Annotated in this window: 25 protein-coding genes; 8 read left to right on the plus strand and 17 right to left on the minus strand. The window is 62.3% G+C overall.

Features of this window, described 5'->3' with window-relative positions:
* Positions 1–12 precede the first annotated feature (12 nt).
* The 5 genes from ACFXP5_RS14390 to ACFXP5_RS14410 form a co-directional block, all read right to left on the minus strand.
* Positions 13–255 carry a PLDc N-terminal domain-containing protein gene (locus ACFXP5_RS14390; RefSeq protein WP_394545190.1) on the minus strand — a complete coding sequence of 81 codons (243 nt, stop codon included), beginning with the start codon at positions 253–255 and terminating at the stop codon, positions 13–15.
* 193 nt (positions 256–448) lie between these two features.
* Entirely contained in the window at positions 449–823 is a 375-nt protein-coding gene (locus tag ACFXP5_RS14395; RefSeq protein ID WP_394545192.1) for a VOC family protein, read from the minus strand.
* A 76-nt stretch (positions 824–899) separates the two neighbouring features.
* Complete coding sequence (locus ACFXP5_RS14400; protein WP_394545194.1) at positions 900–1607, minus strand: helix-turn-helix transcriptional regulator; 708 nt, start codon at positions 1605–1607, stop codon at positions 900–902.
* 429 nt (positions 1608–2036) lie between these two features.
* Positions 2037–2465, minus strand: coding sequence for a hypothetical protein (locus tag ACFXP5_RS14405; protein ID WP_394545196.1), 429 nt, complete (start codon positions 2463–2465; stop codon positions 2037–2039).
* A gap of 89 nt (positions 2466–2554) precedes the next feature.
* Positions 2555–2914, minus strand: a complete 360-nt coding sequence (locus ACFXP5_RS14410; protein WP_394545198.1) for a hypothetical protein — start codon at positions 2912–2914, stop codon at positions 2555–2557.
* Positions 2915–3313: 399 nt separating this feature from the next.
* Between ACFXP5_RS14410 and ACFXP5_RS14415 the strand changes: the two genes are divergently transcribed.
* Positions 3314–3778, plus strand: coding sequence for a hypothetical protein (locus ACFXP5_RS14415; RefSeq protein ID WP_394545200.1), 465 nt, complete (start codon positions 3314–3316; stop codon positions 3776–3778).
* Between the two features lie 38 nt (positions 3779–3816).
* Here the strand turns inward: ACFXP5_RS14415 and ACFXP5_RS14420 are convergent, their stop codons facing one another.
* Both ACFXP5_RS14420 and ACFXP5_RS14425 read right to left on the minus strand, forming a co-directional pair.
* Positions 3817–4287, minus strand: a complete 471-nt coding sequence (locus tag ACFXP5_RS14420; protein WP_394545202.1) for an SRPBCC family protein — start codon at positions 4285–4287, stop codon at positions 3817–3819.
* An 85-nt stretch (positions 4288–4372) separates the two neighbouring features.
* The gene (locus ACFXP5_RS14425) at positions 4373–4588 is read right to left on the minus strand and encodes a hypothetical protein (RefSeq protein ID WP_394545204.1); all 216 of its coding nucleotides are present in this window, start codon (positions 4586–4588) and stop codon (positions 4373–4375) included.
* Positions 4589–4733: 145 nt separating this feature from the next.
* On the opposite strand from ACFXP5_RS14425, the gene ACFXP5_RS14430 reads away from it, so the two are divergent.
* The 3 genes from ACFXP5_RS14430 to ACFXP5_RS14440 all read left to right on the plus strand — a co-directional run bounded on the left by ACFXP5_RS14430 (position 4734) and on the right by ACFXP5_RS14440 (position 6396).
* The gene (locus ACFXP5_RS14430) at positions 4734–5060 is read left to right on the plus strand and encodes a hypothetical protein (protein ID WP_394545205.1); all 327 of its coding nucleotides are present in this window, start codon (positions 4734–4736) and stop codon (positions 5058–5060) included.
* Positions 5061–5202: 142 nt separating this feature from the next.
* Positions 5203–5697 (plus strand): META domain-containing protein, encoded by a 495-nt coding sequence (locus tag ACFXP5_RS14435; RefSeq protein WP_394545207.1) that lies wholly within the window; start codon positions 5203–5205, stop codon positions 5695–5697.
* Between the two features lie 90 nt (positions 5698–5787).
* The gene (locus ACFXP5_RS14440) at positions 5788–6396 is read left to right on the plus strand and encodes a GrpB family protein (RefSeq protein WP_394545209.1); all 609 of its coding nucleotides are present in this window, start codon (positions 5788–5790) and stop codon (positions 6394–6396) included.
* 106 nt (positions 6397–6502) lie between these two features.
* Here the strand turns inward: ACFXP5_RS14440 and ACFXP5_RS14445 are convergent, their stop codons facing one another.
* The 6 genes from ACFXP5_RS14445 to ACFXP5_RS14470 form a co-directional block, all read right to left on the minus strand.
* Positions 6503–7114, minus strand: coding sequence for a TetR family transcriptional regulator (locus ACFXP5_RS14445; protein WP_394545211.1), 612 nt, complete (start codon positions 7112–7114; stop codon positions 6503–6505).
* Positions 7115–7567: 453 nt separating this feature from the next.
* Complete coding sequence (locus ACFXP5_RS14450; protein ID WP_394545213.1) at positions 7568–8233, minus strand: SDR family oxidoreductase; 666 nt, start codon at positions 8231–8233, stop codon at positions 7568–7570.
* Between the two features lie 511 nt (positions 8234–8744).
* Positions 8745–9539 (minus strand): alpha/beta fold hydrolase, encoded by a 795-nt coding sequence (locus ACFXP5_RS14455; RefSeq protein WP_394545215.1) that lies wholly within the window; start codon positions 9537–9539, stop codon positions 8745–8747.
* A gap of 85 nt (positions 9540–9624) precedes the next feature.
* Positions 9625–10152 (minus strand): DUF2716 domain-containing protein, encoded by a 528-nt coding sequence (locus tag ACFXP5_RS14460; protein ID WP_394545217.1) that lies wholly within the window; start codon positions 10150–10152, stop codon positions 9625–9627.
* A 198-nt stretch (positions 10153–10350) separates the two neighbouring features.
* Positions 10351–10551 (minus strand): hypothetical protein, encoded by a 201-nt coding sequence (locus ACFXP5_RS14465; protein ID WP_394545219.1) that lies wholly within the window; start codon positions 10549–10551, stop codon positions 10351–10353.
* 71 nt (positions 10552–10622) lie between these two features.
* Entirely contained in the window at positions 10623–11150 is a 528-nt protein-coding gene (locus ACFXP5_RS14470; protein ID WP_394545221.1) for a GNAT family N-acetyltransferase, read from the minus strand.
* Between the two features lie 22 nt (positions 11151–11172).
* On the opposite strand from ACFXP5_RS14470, the gene ACFXP5_RS14475 reads away from it, so the two are divergent.
* A complete protein-coding gene (locus tag ACFXP5_RS14475; RefSeq protein WP_394545223.1) occupies positions 11173–11589 on the plus strand; it encodes an NUDIX hydrolase in 417 nt (138 codons plus the stop codon).
* 74 nt (positions 11590–11663) lie between these two features.
* Here ACFXP5_RS14475 and ACFXP5_RS14480 read toward each other — a convergent pair whose 3' ends face one another.
* Positions 11664–11945, minus strand: coding sequence for a hypothetical protein (locus tag ACFXP5_RS14480; protein WP_394545224.1), 282 nt, complete (start codon positions 11943–11945; stop codon positions 11664–11666).
* A 256-nt stretch (positions 11946–12201) separates the two neighbouring features.
* Positions 12202–12900, minus strand: coding sequence for a hypothetical protein (locus ACFXP5_RS14485; protein WP_394545225.1), 699 nt, complete (start codon positions 12898–12900; stop codon positions 12202–12204).
* 75 nt (positions 12901–12975) lie between these two features.
* On the opposite strand from ACFXP5_RS14485, the gene ACFXP5_RS14490 reads away from it, so the two are divergent.
* Both ACFXP5_RS14490 and ACFXP5_RS14495 read left to right on the plus strand, forming a co-directional pair.
* Positions 12976–13809: a TIGR02391 family protein gene (locus ACFXP5_RS14490; protein ID WP_394545227.1), complete on the plus strand. Its 834-nt coding sequence runs from the start codon at positions 12976–12978 to the stop codon at positions 13807–13809.
* Positions 13810–13900: 91 nt separating this feature from the next.
* The gene (locus ACFXP5_RS14495; protein ID WP_394545229.1) at positions 13901–14080 is read left to right on the plus strand and encodes a hypothetical protein; all 180 of its coding nucleotides are present in this window, start codon (positions 13901–13903) and stop codon (positions 14078–14080) included.
* 9 nt (positions 14081–14089) lie between these two features.
* Here the strand turns inward: ACFXP5_RS14495 and ACFXP5_RS14500 are convergent, their stop codons facing one another.
* Entirely contained in the window at positions 14090–14419 is a 330-nt protein-coding gene (locus ACFXP5_RS14500) for a hypothetical protein (RefSeq protein ID WP_394545231.1), read from the minus strand.
* 154 nt (positions 14420–14573) lie between these two features.
* Here ACFXP5_RS14500 and ACFXP5_RS14505 point away from each other — a divergent pair, with 154 nt between their 5' ends.
* Positions 14574–14900: a hypothetical protein gene (locus ACFXP5_RS14505; protein WP_394545233.1), complete on the plus strand. Its 327-nt coding sequence runs from the start codon at positions 14574–14576 to the stop codon at positions 14898–14900.
* A gap of 59 nt (positions 14901–14959) precedes the next feature.
* On the opposite strand, the gene ACFXP5_RS14510 is transcribed toward ACFXP5_RS14505, so the two are convergent.
* A complete protein-coding gene (locus ACFXP5_RS14510; RefSeq protein WP_394545235.1) occupies positions 14960–15187 on the minus strand; it encodes a hypothetical protein in 228 nt (75 codons plus the stop codon).
* Positions 15188–15226 lie beyond the last annotated feature (39 nt).

A 15226-nucleotide genomic window follows, 5' to 3' on the forward strand; every position in this document is an offset into this window, starting at 1 on the left:
CCTGCCGATCGTCTATCGGAGCGCCTCAGGCGCGGTTTTCGTAACGTCTGCGCGACGCCCGATAGCGAATAAGGCCGTAGGCCCCAGAACGGGAATCAGTATGGCAACAACTGTCCACATCAACGCTTGGCCGGATGGCAACCGTTTCGCATGCCGAGCGATGGAGATGAGAGCGATCAGGAGAAGCGCGAAGAGTACAACCGTGGCGGCAGACCACCAGATGTCATAGGCGGCGGGCAGCAACGGATTGGTCATATCGAAGAGGGTAGGCCACACCTACGTTCATCATTGCTGGCCCTCGCCAACTATCGCGGGCCGCTGAGAGATCCCTAGGGGCGGGCCATTTTGAATCTGCCGCGATCGTCCCCAGGGCGCTGATGGTGGATCGGACCCACGCCTTTACCAACAGCCGACGATCCGCAACGGGCAAGTGGAGGGCACCGTTCGATCACGTGGCTGGGCGTGAGAAGAGGTTGACGAGGTTGCCGTCCGGATCGCGGAAGAGGGTGGACCTGTTGCCCCAGGGCATGGTTGTCGGCGGTAGCACGACGTCCTCGAGCGCGTCGTGGAGGCGTACAAATTCGGCGTCGACGTCTGTGACGAGGAATTCGATGATGATCGAGTTGTTGCTGGCCGGCGGTGGCGCGCTGTCGCCGAGCATGGCAACCGTCGCCGTGCTCGCTATCGCCAAGGCTCCCGAAGTCGTACGAAGTTCAGCGAATACCGGAGCAGGCCGCGTGGCCGTGATTCCCGTCACCGCCTCGTAGAAGCGGGTGAGGCGGTCGACGTCGCGCGTGATGATGCGGATTGAGGCGAGGTCCATTATTTTCCTTCCGGCCGCGCCGTCCGGCCCGACGTCATCATCTTGGGCACCCTCCGCGACACCGTCGTGTCGGTGTTTAGGCCGTGTTCTGACCCGGTCCGATCGCTCGCAACCGTCCCTCGACGATGCCGAGATCTTCCGCCCGGAGCGTTCGACGCGGTGCCCGCTCAATCAGAGGCTCTGCTTGGACGATCCGGTCACCCCGAAATGCGCGAAGACCATCGCGAAGCCGACACCATGCGATCAGGTACCAGTTGTCACCCTTGCCAACGAACCCCATCGGTTCGACGTCCCGCTCGGTCGCGCCGCCATCGCGGTCGGTGTATGAGATCCGGAGAACCTGTCCTGTTCGCAAGGCAGCAACGAGACCGTGGGGCGCTTCGGTTGGCTTTTCGTCGCCGAGGAGATGGATGCGCGCAGCGAGGTCGGCCGTCTCTTCCAACCTGCGATCGTCCGTGACGGCGACCACCTTGCGGAGAGCCGACGTCGCCGAATCACGGAACGGGCTGGTAGCCAGGGCGCCCAGGGCAACCATCACAGTGAGAGCTTCGTCGACCGTGAACCCCAGGGGGGAGAGGGTATGCGACGTGTCCAAGCAGTATCCGCCTGTGCGCCCGGGTTCGGCCCAGATCGGCACCCCATTTTGCTGGAGCGCCGATAAGTCTCGCTCGATGGTTCTCGAGCTGACGCCGAACCGGTCGGCAAGCCACCGAGCGCTTCTCGGTCGTGGCGCCACAGCCCGCAGCTCTTCCACGAGTGCGTAGAGCCTGTCGGTGCGGGTCACACCCTGACCATAGATCCGCGGACCGACAGTAGATGCCCGTTAGCCGATCCCTTTGCGGTTAGGGCTGTAGGGAGGCACTATGAAAAGTCGCCCTTGGGCTTCTCGCCCCATTCACGCTGGCGAAACTCTCGCGCAAGCCGACTCGCTCGTCGCATTGCGATGAAAATCATGGTGAGCGAGAAGGCAAGTATCACGCCCCACAACACCCACGCGCCCGCGTCCCCGGAGTGCTGAATAGCGTTCACAAGAAACGCCCCTTGAAGCGATAGAGCCATAAGAGAGATCAGGACGTATCGCGTTGAGGCCGAAGTCGGGCGCGGTTCTTCAGACATTGGAATCACCGTAGTCCTAGCCCAACCGCCCGCAAGACGGCATATCTGTTGTTCGGATCGAGCCCAATGCCCGCATACGGAGCCGGTTCCGCAACGATTAGGTCGATTCGGTTGCTAGCTGCTTGCCCGTCGCTGCGCCCGCAGGCGTGGAGCCGAACCGGCAGACATCGTCCGAGAACAGAGGATGGTTGAGTTCCCGCCACTCCTTGCGTATGCGGTCGACCGACTCCTCGACGCCGAGGTTCCATCTGACTAGTTCAACCACGGGCATCCCAAACCCGGAGGGGGGTGCACCGTCGACAGGCACGTCGTCTCCCGGGTACGCCCACCCCTCATCCATGAGCTCCTGCATCGACCGGAGCACGTACATTTCAACGAGGGGGTCGGCCCTTTCTGGGTACGTTTTCGACTGGTCATCAAGACCCAAAATGCGGTTAGCGGTCCACACGAACTCCCAGAGCGAGGGGTCATCATGAAGGGAGGAGATCAGAATCGATCTGGTCAGTGACAGCAACTGGTACCCCATTCGGATCTTGTGCAGACGGCGCGGAGGCTCGATGAATCTACCGCGCTACCGCCCGCAAGACCCATCGAACATCTCCTGATGGTGATCCCTCAGAGGCGGTTCCCGACCAACGGGAGGTCCAAAGCCGCACGACTCATCGCGTAGGTCGCCGCGAACAGAGCGACGGTCAGCACGATCCCCATGACCGGGGACCAAAAGGATGGCCGGGCTAAGTTCTCGAGGAGAAAGATCCCTGCGGCGGCAACGACGAGAAGTATGACCACCCCGACATTGAACGTCTTGACCGTGGCGGAGTAGAGCGTGTAGTCGCACGACGTGGCCGTGCAGCTCGCGATACTCAACTGTGACAAGAACATCTGGACGTAGGCGACGACGGCGATGATCAACTGGAGTAACCACAACCAAGGTGACGCATCGGCGCGGTTTGGGCGCCGTTCGTCGTTTGTCATCTCGCGATGATCTCAGAAACGGCCGCCAACACGAGGCTCCAATGGGGATCCTCTACCGGCGCTCGTGTGACGGTCCTCGTTCAGCGTCGCCCTCGATTGTCGAGAGCTAGCGTGATCGCACTGATGATGAGGAGCGCACCCGATAGCCCCATTGAGCCGAAAGCGAGGTCAGTCGGCATCGACCGGGTGGCTGCTTGGAACACCAAGACCCCGGCCGCAATGACCATCGCCGCTACCAGTGTTGCGACGGCGATTCTTCGTAGAGGCCTCACACTTCAGATACTGCCAGCGCAACACGTGGACAGACCCCGATTGACGATCGGTGAGCGGGCAATGGATGCTCGCTCCCGCTCACGCGCGTATTGCCTTCCACCAGCCGCTCACGGAAGGATGCGCTTCATGGACATCGAAGGCATGCCAGAGCACCAACGCCTCGCGATCCTCGACTCGCTAGAGGCGCGACGTCCCGGCGCTGCATCGCTTGCCGCGGGAAAACTAGCCGGACCAGCCACCCCCGACCGTCCGGACGTCCCCGTTTGGGAATATGAGCAGTACGTGGAGACGCACTCTGACGTCCGACTCGCGGATCTTCTCGCGACCCGTTTTCCGGTGATCTTTCACGGCGGCACGGATTCCACGATCACATCGGTCACCGAGGAGCTACGTACCGAACCACTTTCACCACAGATGCCTGTCACTCTCGCTTCCGTGATCGAAAAGTGGAGCCGTCTTCATGCAGCAGGCATCGTCCGCTGGGACAGCGACCGAAGAGCTGTTGAACACCTGCGCCCGATCGACGACTACAACTCGGTGATCCAAGAGTGGGGAGCGCCCCTCCGCAATAACGCGCCCGGCACGATATGACGAGGCGCGTTCGTTGAGGGATGGATGTACGGGCGGGTTTACACCGCCTGTTCGGTAGAACCTCCCGATGACTCAGCGAGGAAGACGCCGCGATCTTCGATCAGACGCTGCATGTAGGTCGCTAACACCAGCTTCTCAACCAGACGGCCGATTAGCCCAAACGGTGCGGAGAAGCGAACGCGGTCGATCATCACGGAGCCCTCTGCCGATGCCTCGAAGCGGTGCTCGTGATGAAACGTCTTGAAGGGACCGTGGATCTGCTCGTCGACGAAACGGTGTGGGGCTTCGAACTCGGTGATCTTGTTTGTCAGCTCGAACGGCACTCCAAAGTGACGAGCCCGCCAGGTGACCTCCTGATTGAACCCAATGAGTCCACCCGTCACGCCAGCCACAGCCTGTTCCGCCGATGCCGACTGTGAGTCAGTGTGAGCATCAACACTCCGCGCGAGATCAAACATCTCGTCGACCGGCTTACTTGAGATGGTCACGCATTCAAAGAAGACAACCACAAGCCCATCCTGGGTCACTCCACCTTGAAGGTTTGCGCACCCCTCTACCGCGGCGTTTCACGATCCTGATACGGGCGGTGCGTACCTAGTCGGTCTTACCCCGCGCGTCCCCTCGAATCGCGCGAATGTCTGACACCAACCCATACAGCGCCCCAAACAGCGCCAGCGGGACTCCGATGAAGGCCAGAATCGGATTCAGCTCTCCAGCCAGAAACCAGACGACCGCGCCTGCGACCATGAGTGATACGCCAACGAGGACCGCAATGCTGCTTAGGAACTGCGTCTTGAGGTCACGCTTCACACCGTTAGCGTGACATGGGGGCCGCGATCTGTCGATGCCAGCGCACGGATGGCCCAGGGGGCGCGCCAGCAGTCGGAACCGCCCAAGGATCATGGATATGCGAAGGTACTGGCATGGTTCCGCAACGACTCATGAAGGTTGAAGCGTGAGCGACGAAGCGCGGTACCAGGGCAAGCCAATGCTTCGGGTTCTCGATGCTTACGTGTTGGACGCGCTCGGCGCGCTCGATGAGCTGACGGTCGAGAGCTACACCGCGATGAGACCGAAATTGGCCGCCGCGCTCCACGCTGAAGCCCCGAGCTGGCAGGGGGTTGTGGAGCGCGCGATGGACATGCCTCCCGATTCCGCCAATGCGCTTCGCGCCATGTGGGAGAGACACGTGCACGAAACCCTGGCAGCTGGAGACGTGCCGGATGTCGTCACCTGGGTGCGTCAACTCGTCGACGCACGATTTATCTCCGGCGCCGGCTAAGGGAGCCATCGCCACAGACGGACCCTCACGACACGCCATCGGCGGGGCGTGTCGTGACAGCACCTGACATCATTGCTGGGAGAAAACGAGCCATGCGAAGACGGTGGAAGCCCGTATGAAGTCCGCGGTGTGGAGGACCCTAATGAAACGTAACGTTGCGGAGCGTTGGGTGCTGATCTTTGGTCTGACGGGCGCCCTTACCGTGATGGTGGGCTGTCAGGCATCTCCGGATAGTGCAACGCCTACATCCCCCGGACCGGTTGTTGCGTGTTCGTCAGAGATTCCCTTTGAGTTGGGGTGCGCTTCCTATCGTTCGGTAAGCGGCAGCGATGGCAGCACCCAGCTGGAGTGGCTCTCTGACACGCCCCTGCGCTTTGAGGCACAGAGTGTTGATCAGGCCGTGATGATCGTCGTTGATACCCCCTGCAACACCCTCACTCTCGATAGCCCCTTCAGCGACGGCGTGATCGTGGTGGAGGAAACCGCGGCCACGCTCAAGGGTTGCGATCCCCAATCGACCGCGAAACAGAACTGGGTGGAGGCCTTTTTCGGGTCGTCCGTCACCTATGAGCGGACGGGCACCGAGCTGATCCTCCGTAACGGTCGTGCCGAGGTAGTGCTGACGCCGTCGAGTTGAAAGCGCGCGACCTCGCGGCAGCACGGATGGCGTGCAGGAACACTTGATTGGCTTACCGGGCGCAGCACCCCCCCCAGTAGCTTCGAGTACGTGGATGACGCCAAGAGCACGAACCCGGCAGCGCTAGTGGATCACCAGGTTGAGTGGGCGCGGAGCGCATCGCTGATGCTTACCGGGATCGGGGAAGCTCTTGCTGGTATGGCAGGGGCGGATATTTCGGTACTCGATCACATTGGCTCGACCTCCGTGCCTGGTTTGGCGGCCAAGCCGATCATTGACCTGCAGCTGCGCATCGAGCCGCTGCCGACTGAAGCTGAACTCCTCGCCCGACTTGCGCCGCTTGGGTGGGCTCGAGCACGCGGTTCGCGCCCGAATTCTCCAGGCGTTGACAGAGACTTACCGCGGGGGTCGATCCAAGTCGACGACACCGTTTGGGAGAAGTCCCTGTTCTGGAACGAGGACCAGCAAGCGATCCTCCATGTTCGGCGCCTGGATTCACCCTGGGGTCTGTACACGGTGTGGTTCCGCGATTGGCTCCGCGCGAACGCCGAAGCTCGCAACCGGTACCAGAGCGTCAAACGAACCCTCAGCGCACAGCAGGTAGGAAAGGCTGATTACGACGACTACACACTCGGTAAGACGGCGTTCTTCGATGAAGTGCAGGCCGAGTTTGAGGGTTGGTCCGGGCGAGCCGGCTAAGCAATCGGCCTAGGTGGATGAGCGACTCTCGTGTCGGGGCCCGCGACGAACCGGAAAAGCGGAGCGTTCATGCCGAAGGTTGTCTCCCTGCGGGCCAAACTGCCCGTCACTGGGGAAGCGAAGTGGTGAGCAGGAGTCGCACGGTTGCGCGGGTTGTTGCGATGCGGTGGGGCAGGGAGGCCCACTTATCCGTGATGCCAGCGATGTTCTCTGCGCCGACGAAGATCTCGTTGATCAGCTCCGCGGCGGAGCGGTGATCCATATCCGGTGCCATCGAACCATCAGCGATGCCATCGCGCAGAGTCGCTGCCATTACGCGTTCCCACGCCGCGTAAGGTCCGCCCACGTCGAAAGACCTTTCTGCGTCTTGTTGTGTGGCCAGGCGGATTCCCGCCTGTACCAGCTCATCCGACGCAATGAGGTCAGCAAGCCTCTCCATCAGCAGAAAGAGTTGCTCGAGCGCGGTTTCTTCCCAGGCGCGCACCCGCGCAAGCACCTCATCGACTCGTTTCTGCTGCGCGGCGATGACAGCCTTGGCAATTTCGTCTTTGTGGCCAAAGTGGAAGTAGAGGGAGCCCTGACTGATGTCGGCTTCAACGGCGATGTTTTTAGCCGCGCCTCGGCATACGGTCTGCGCGAAAATAGCCCCTGCGGCTGCGAGCAGCTTGCGCTGAGTCGCGAGCCCGTTCGCTCGCTTTGCGATGTCTGGCTGAAGCACTGGCACGCGTCCCCTCAGAGCACCGATTAGTTAGCTCACACACCGATCGCCTTACGCGTAGTTTCTGCGGCCGCGGCCGCACCTTCGCCATGTGCGCAGCCCGAAACGGTCTAGTTCAGGATTCGCAAGATGATGCCCAAGGCGGCTATGGGGCCAAGGATGATGACAGCTCCGATGTAATGCGCGGTAGCAGGCTTGGTGCGCCGCTTCGGCGGACTGCTCTGACTAGCCGGCTCATCCGCGGTATCGCCCGGGCGGGGATGCCGATCTTCGGAAGCGTCCTGCATGCGCCGATCCTACGACGCGCGCTCGGACAGCCGTCCGCTGGGTTCACACGAAGTTGTCCGAGGTGCTCGTCCCCATTTCACCTCCCCTAGCCGGCAAGTAAGACGTCACGGAGCGTTGGGACAACCACGCCGTTTATCGCTGTGATCCACACATAAGCGTGAGCGGTCAGAACCGTGCGGAGAATCCGCCGTCGGCATTGAGGAGCTGGCCACTGATCCATCGGCCTGCCGGTGAAACAAGAAAGGCGACGATCTCGGCGATATCGGCAGGGGTACCGAGGCGTCCAAGCGGGTGCTGGGGAGCAAGTGCGGTGCGGAGTGAATCATCCATCCAGCCGGTGTCGATGGGTCCGGGGTTTACGACGTTCGCTGATATCCGTTTTGGGCCGAGTTCACGGGCAGCTGAGATGACGATGCGGTCAAGGGCGCCCTTTGACGCTCCGTATGGCAGATTCCCGGTGGTGTGGTCACTGGTGAAAGCGACGACCGCGCCCCCAGCGTCTCCGGTCTGGCGGGCGAATGCTGCGATGAGCAGCAGGGGCGCACGAGCATTGACTGCAACATGCCGGTCGAAGCTTTCAGCCGTCGTGTCGAGAACTCCGGACTCGACGTCGTACGCGTGGCTGAGGATGAGCGCCGTGATCGGGCCGTACTGGCGGGCGACCTGCTCGATGAGCCGGGTGGAGCTGTCGGGCTCGGAGAGGTCACAGGGCACGTCGCCGGAATCAAGATCACTGGTGACAACGGTCCAGCCGTCAGAGACAAGCCGCGGCACCACGCCGGCGGCGATGCTGTTTGGACGGGCGGCGCCTGTAACTAGAGCAATAGGCACGGTCGGAGACTAGCGCCCTGGCACCCCTCACCGTTCCGAGGTCACCTGCGGGTCGTCCATTTCTGCCCGATTCGATCGTTATACGAGCAAGCGTGTTCCTGGCAGGCGCGGCAGCAATGGCCGCGATCCTGACGGCTTGTTCAGGAGCACCCCCAGTGCAGCAATCGCGGGGATTCACTATGACGACCGCTCCCGACCGTCCCACCGCAGCCATTGAAGCGTCGGACAACGGAACTTTGACGACCACCGACTCGGGATGCTTCGCCGTCGCCAGCGGCGGTGTCACCTACCAGCTTCAGTTTCCGTTCGGAACGTTGCTGGCCGACGATGGGCAATCGACTCAGGTCCCCGGACAAGAGGGTGCTCGAAGTCGGCGACTCGATCGAGAGCGGGGCGGGTACGTCACGTGAGACGCTGTCCCTTCCGATTATGGAGCTGACAACGAGGACCGCGATTACGCGGTGTGGCAGACCACCGACGAATGATTCACCTTCGCGCGTTCGGCGATCGGCTACCGCACCTCGAGGAAACTTCGCAACGCTGCGCTCCATTGTTCGAATGCATCGAGATGCGCGTCGTGCGATGCGCGGTCAAGGTCGACCCGCTGCACGTTGCGGCCTCGGCGAACGAAGTTCGTCTTTTGCTCCTCGGTGAACATGCCGCAGCCCGCGTACACGACGAGCGTAGGCGCCTCAATGCTTTCCCATTCCGACCACCGAGGAGTGCTGACCGCTTCGATGGTTGCCTGCATGACATCGGGGTCGAAGCGGGGACGGAGACCGTCGGCCGTCTGCTCGAGGTCGTCAACCCACGCTCGCTGGAGCGGCCCGTTCCCCAGTGCGGCGGAAGCGGCCAATGAGTCGGCGAAGGGGGTATCCCACGACCGGAAGTACTCACCGAGTGCGGCGCTACGATTGGGCGTTCCGCTGCCCTCGTTCCCTTCGAGGAGTACCAGCCGCCGTACAAGGTCGGGCCGCGCTGAAGTGACGAGCATCGCGGTGTGAGCACCCATTGACTGTCCGACGAGATCGGCCGGCTCCGACGACTCCCTTTCGAGGACGGCCACGACGTCCGACACGAAAGCTTCCCGGGACGTGCGCTCGGGTCTGGTCGTGCTGAGGCCATGGCCCCGCTGGTCGATGAGAATGACCCGGCGGCCTGAGAGCGACTGCGCTGTCGGGACGAACTCGCGGCTGCTGCCCGCAAGACCGTGCAGGATGACGATTGCCGGCTCCTTGCCCAAGAACACCGTGTAGGCGATCGTCGTTCCGTCGTCAGTGATCAAGTCCCGCGCGATTGATTCCATCACCGTGATCATATGAATAACGCCCAAGGGTGCCACCGGTCGCGGATCGTTCAACGGGCAGCTCAAGAGCGATTGAGGGTGAGGATCAGCGCCCGTTAACTCTCACGGTCGGGAGCCATGTCGAGAGAGACAATCCGAGGGTGCGGACGAGTCTGTCACCCATTACGCATAGCGTTCGTTCCCACGGATGCCCAAACGTTCCTTCGCGCAGATCCGCAGTCATGAAGGCGTAGTAGTCGCCGTCCGGGTAAGCGGTGGGGCGGCCGTTGATCGGATCGTCGCATTCCATGTTCAGGGCTTCTTCGGTGGGCGAGAACGACCAGGCGGGGTGCTGCCAATCGAGGACCACCAGAGGTTCGCCGCCAAGTACCCAGATGAAGCAGCGCTGCGCTTCGCTGTTGATGGCGCGGACCGCGACAGCGCGCGGAGCGCCATCCGGAATAACCGACAGATCGAAAGTGACAGACGGAACGGGTTCTTGAATCGCCGGCCACGTCAACGGCGACGTGCCGGGGCGGAAGCGGTAGAGCTCGTCAAAGAGATCCCAGTACCTACTGGTTTCACCCTGGTCCAGCTCCCGCCATCCGGCGCGTGCAGCAGTTCCGTTCTCCACGACCCAAACGATAGCGAACCACCCTTTCGGGTGGTCGGCTCGCGCCCGCTGATCGATCCTCGTGCGCGACGGAGAGGACGTCCAGCGGTTCCCGGCCTACCTCCGCCGAGTGCGACCGTTGCGCGCTTCAGGCTCGCTGCAGTGAGCGAACGCGAAGAAGGGTCGGCACACCCCTACTACATGGTTGATCGCAGACGTTCAGCCGTCGCCTTGTTTTCGGGTTCGGGTGGTTCGAAGCAAATTCAGCACTCCGATCACAAGAATTAGAGCCATTGCGCCGGCGACCCACCACAGACTCTGCATCGCCGTCGCGATCCCGAGCGCGGTGGCGCCGAAGATGAACACCCACCAAGTGCTTGGCCGGCTGCCGATGCGCTCCAGCCAAGTAACGACATCCATATGGCCAATCGTGGCACATGAGCCCGGAGTGGAAGTCTTGGCTGTACTGGCCGCTCCAATTACGGGATCCGTCAACGGTCTAATGTTCGGAGCCGCCGGCTGAGCGCCACAGGACCTTCGCTATCAAACCCAAGCCGTCGATAGATGGTCTCGGCAGACGAACTCGCGTTCAAGTCGACCACCGAGGTGCCGGACGATTCGAACCACGCGAGAAGAGCAGAGATAACCGCCGTCGCGTTCCCCTGCCGACGTGCCGCGGCATCCGTGACCACCCATTCCACATATCCCGCCGTTGTACCGGTACGGCGTGGGCTGGGTAGTGTGCGGTGCAGTCGTCCCACGGCGACGGCGACGATTTCCCCCGATTCTCCTTCGATCACGAATGCTCCGACGTCCGCGCCCAGTCGCTCTCGGAACTCCGTTTCAGCGCTACTCTTCCAGTCGCCCGGGATGATCGACCTTTGCCCGCTGTATTCCTCCGCCATCTCGGAGTACATCTCGGCGACGAGAGCGATGATCGCAGGAACGTCGTCGAGGACGGCCGCCCGAGGTGCGGATGTGGGCTGTGCGCGGCTAACGTCGCGACCGTCATCTCTCATCCACCCAACCTACGATCATCGCATGCCGTCGATTCGAAACCTCGCCGTGGGTCTCCCGGTGCGAGACGGGCACGTCTTGGTTCTCGACCGGACGGACTCTGTGAACGGCGAGTCTTACCATCGCGCCGTCGGGGGTGGTATCGAGTTCGGCGAAACTGCAGAGCAGGCTGTGCGGCGTGAGTTCTTGGAAGAACTCGAAGTGTCGCTCGAGACAGTTCAGTTGCTCGGTGTCTTAGAGAGCATCTTCGAGTACGAGGGCGAGCCCGGTCACGAAATCGTCCACGTCTTCCGGGTCGAATCGAAGGCACTGGATGCGATCCCGCTTGACGCCAAGCTCCGGGTCCTAGAGGAGGACAGCCCGGCCGCATGGCGGGCCGTTAGTGGACTTGACCGCCCCCTCTACCCGATGGGAGCACTCCGCTTGTCCGGTGAACATTGATGCGCGGAGGCACCACTGCTGCGGCAATTGTGAGCTGACGCGCGGATGACACCGCCTCCCCGTTAGGGATCGGCCTACGACCTATCGAGATCGAGGAGAAGACGGTTGGCGTCGGCCAGCTCACGCCGTATCTCCTCGGATCTCCTCGGCGTGAAGAGCCTCACTTGCATGGCCAGAATCGCATCGGCCGCGAAGTCGGCGACCTCGAATGCTGCGGCAATGGCTGACCGTTCCTCGACGTCATCGCCCGATACGTCGAGGCACACCCGAATCAGCTTTTCGGGGTCTTGAAGAGCTTTGCTGTAAGCGCGGAGTATTTCGATGCGCCCCATCAGGTTTCGACGATCCTCGTCCATGACGCCACCGTACCGAGTCGAATTGAATGGCCCGCCAAGAGCCAGCCGCCGCCGTGGTCAGCGTCGCGCCCGGGGATCCACCACCGGTCACCGCAGCCTCACTATGCCGCCGCCGCCGTCTTTGCCCCGGCGTAGTCGCCGCGCTCGAGGCACTACCAGGTGCCCCGCGCCGGCGGCTTCTGAGCACCTGCTGCCGCATTGACGGCGAGGCGGCCCTGCTGCACGGGTGCGCGGTTGGGCTGCTTCGCCCGAGGGTCTACAGGCCCGCGATGTGGCGCAGGATCACAGCAGTCGCCGCGGCGGCCCATGCCTTGACACTGTCGGCTGCGCCGCTCTTCGCGGACCCAGCCAAGTCGCCGATGACTCCGTTGACGGCGTGGAGCGCCCGCTTCACGGCGCTCGGCTTGTCGGACTCTTGGGCCACGCCCGTCGCGTCAGTCAAGGCCTCCTCGATCTCTGCGAGGTCGCCCGCTCCGAATCCCTCACGGGGCATAGTGTTGCGAATCTCACTAAGTGCGCTGACGACCGCCGGATAGTGCGCTGTCTGGTTGATCAGCTGCAGCTTGTTGCCATCGCCAACGGCGAGTTGGTTGACGCCACCGTTCACGACGATGTGCGGCTCCGCGAAGCGGCGTGCGACGTGACGCTTCTCGACGAGCTGAGCTTCCCAATGGTCGTTGCCGTGGCCGAAGGGATCCTTGCTGAACTCGTAGCGATTGATCGTGTACTCGATCACACCGCCGCGGGGGTCGCTACGTTCGACCAGATCGCCCTCGTGAACAGGGGCCGCGGGCGGAAAGGTCGCCTTACTTTCGGTGAGTAGAACCTCAATCGTGAAGGCAGGCTCGCGAGGGTCCGCCGGTCGCACGACGACGTCTTCGCCATTGAAGTGTCCGAAAAAGCTGCTCACCGCGCGGATCCCAGGCTCTCGGCGAAGCTCATCATTGATCGACATGCAGCGAAGCTTAGGTCCCGCCCCTGACGCCCAGGCGTGTCTCGATAGCCGATCGCTGTCTGCAACACTCGCGGCATGGACCCAAGAACCAGCACGGAGTATCTCGATTTCCTCTCCGCACGACTCGATGAGTTCATCACCGCATTTGATGAGTTCATGACACATCACGTCGAGAACGTCGGGCCGGGATCCTTCACGCGAGGCATCGCGCCGGCCGTATTCCCGAAAGACGGTGCGGATGAGGAACGCGTGCGCGCTTTGACCGCGGAGTTGAACCGACTTGCCGGCGCTCTTATGGACTTGAGTTCCGTGACGGGCGTGCGCATGTTCGTGCAAGGGACTGGCGAGGTCGACCCGTTCGTAAACTGGGAACGCATAACAGAGCCGAAGCCGGTGCTAGAAGCATCCACGGTCCGCGGGTGCTGTCTCCAGGCCGCCGGGCGTCTTGAAGGACTCCGCGTCCGAGCTGACGCCCTCTCGTCGCCAACCATCCAGCCGTCCCTCCTGCACCCGCTCGTGTGGTCGGCAGCGCAGCGGCTCTGGAACGATGGCCATTTGCGCCACGCAGTATCGGCGGCCGCCGAGGCAGTGAGCGGCCAGATGAAACAGCTAACCGATCGAAACGATGCGGCGGACACGTCCCTGTGGCAGCAGGCATTCGCCCAGGATGCCCCGCGGCCCGGAAAAGCTCGTCTCCGCTGGCCAGGCGATCAGGCAAACCAAGACGTGAAGACGATGCAGGACGGCCTACGGCAGTTCGCACCGGGTGCGAACATGGTGATTCGGAACCCCGCAACGCACGATAAGGAACCGCTGTCGGAACAGGCCGCACTTGAGCGGCTAGCAACGCTGAGCGTGCTGGCTCACTTCGTGGATCACTGCGAGGTGGAGTACCCCGCCAAAGAGTGACCGAGAGGGATCCCCTACTGGCCGCGGGGCCAAGGCATGTCATTGTTGTGGCATGTTCGCGCGGCCGCAGTCCCCAGTGGGGGCAATCGTCATGGGTATTAGTGGCGTCCTTTTCGGTTTTCTCGGCCTGATTCTCCTCTTCGGTGACTTCGTCTCGGAGAGGAACCTCGGCGCCGTCGTGGTAGTGATGGTCGTGTTGGTGTGGGCTCTCGGCACCTACTTCATCGTGCTCGGGGGCGTCTGGCGGGCACGAGACCGACGCGGTTCGTAGAGCGATCCCTCAGCGCTCGCTCCTCGGACCGAACTCGCGTTTCACATCAGCAAAAGACTGCACCTCGTCCTGCAGGCGCTTCGCGAGCCATTCACCGTCACGCAACCACTTCCCCAGGTTGGTATCGCTATCCCATCCCTCAAAAGGGTTGGCGTGGGCTTCGAAATACGACTGCCAACCCTCGAGGTCTTCTGCCAACTCGTCGGAGAGTCCGTACGTCTCGGACGAAGTCGTGTATCCGACGTCCCAGGTCGGCGTCGAGTTCCCCCACAGGGGATACCGGCGCCCGTAATCCGGGAACATCCGGATCTCGCGACGCTCAGGCGGTAACTGCGGCATCGGCGTCAACCGCACACCTTAGCGGCGTCGTCCCGGAGCAGGTGGACCGAGGGATCCGTCTGCGCGACCGGCCCGACGCGTCAACTAAAGTGCGCTCTCAGGGTCGAGTTTCGCGGTACGCACTGTGCGGCTACCGTCGGGGAAGGTTGGCCAGATGCGGGTTGAGTGGGACGAGTCATATTTTGAGGCTAAACAGCAGGACGCGTCGGTCTACTGGGTTTGCTTCTGGACTGGGGACGACGTCGATCAGCCGACACGGCACGATCCGCAGCGTGTTACCGAAGCCGAGTCGGTAGAAGAAGTCCTCGCCTGGATCTCGGCGGAGAAGGGTGAGCGGCGGTTCGAGCTATTCGTCGAAACCGCCGACCATGCTGAGTCACGGGAATCAGGTTGGGTCTCCTATCGCAAACTCATTCGGCTAGCCGGAGATTTCCACCCAGGGGGCACCACAGTCTCCGTCGTGCTGACCCGGTCGAACTGAAGCGAGTCGCGCCCGCAGGCCCATCCGTAGCCGGGCGCCCCTGCACGCTCCAATTCCGACTATGCAGATGGGTTATTCGACGCCGCTAAAGCCTCGAAGCTGTAGTGGCGCATCTCGCCACTTTCGAGCAAGACCGCATAGATGAGCACGTCTCCCTCACCGTCGAGGTCGTAGCGGCGGTACTCAAACGGATCAACGAAGAGTTGCCTCGAACGCCTCAGGACGCGTCCAACCTCACCTTCTGGCGTTCGGATGGTGTCGCCGTGCTTCAGTGTGCGTCCAGACATGCAGGAATCGTAGCGATCTCGAGTGCCACGGGTCGGCAC

It is taken from the genome of Microbacterium hanjuni, from assembly GCF_043556395.1.
GTDB lineage: Bacteria > Actinomycetota > Actinomycetes > Actinomycetales > Microbacteriaceae > Microbacterium.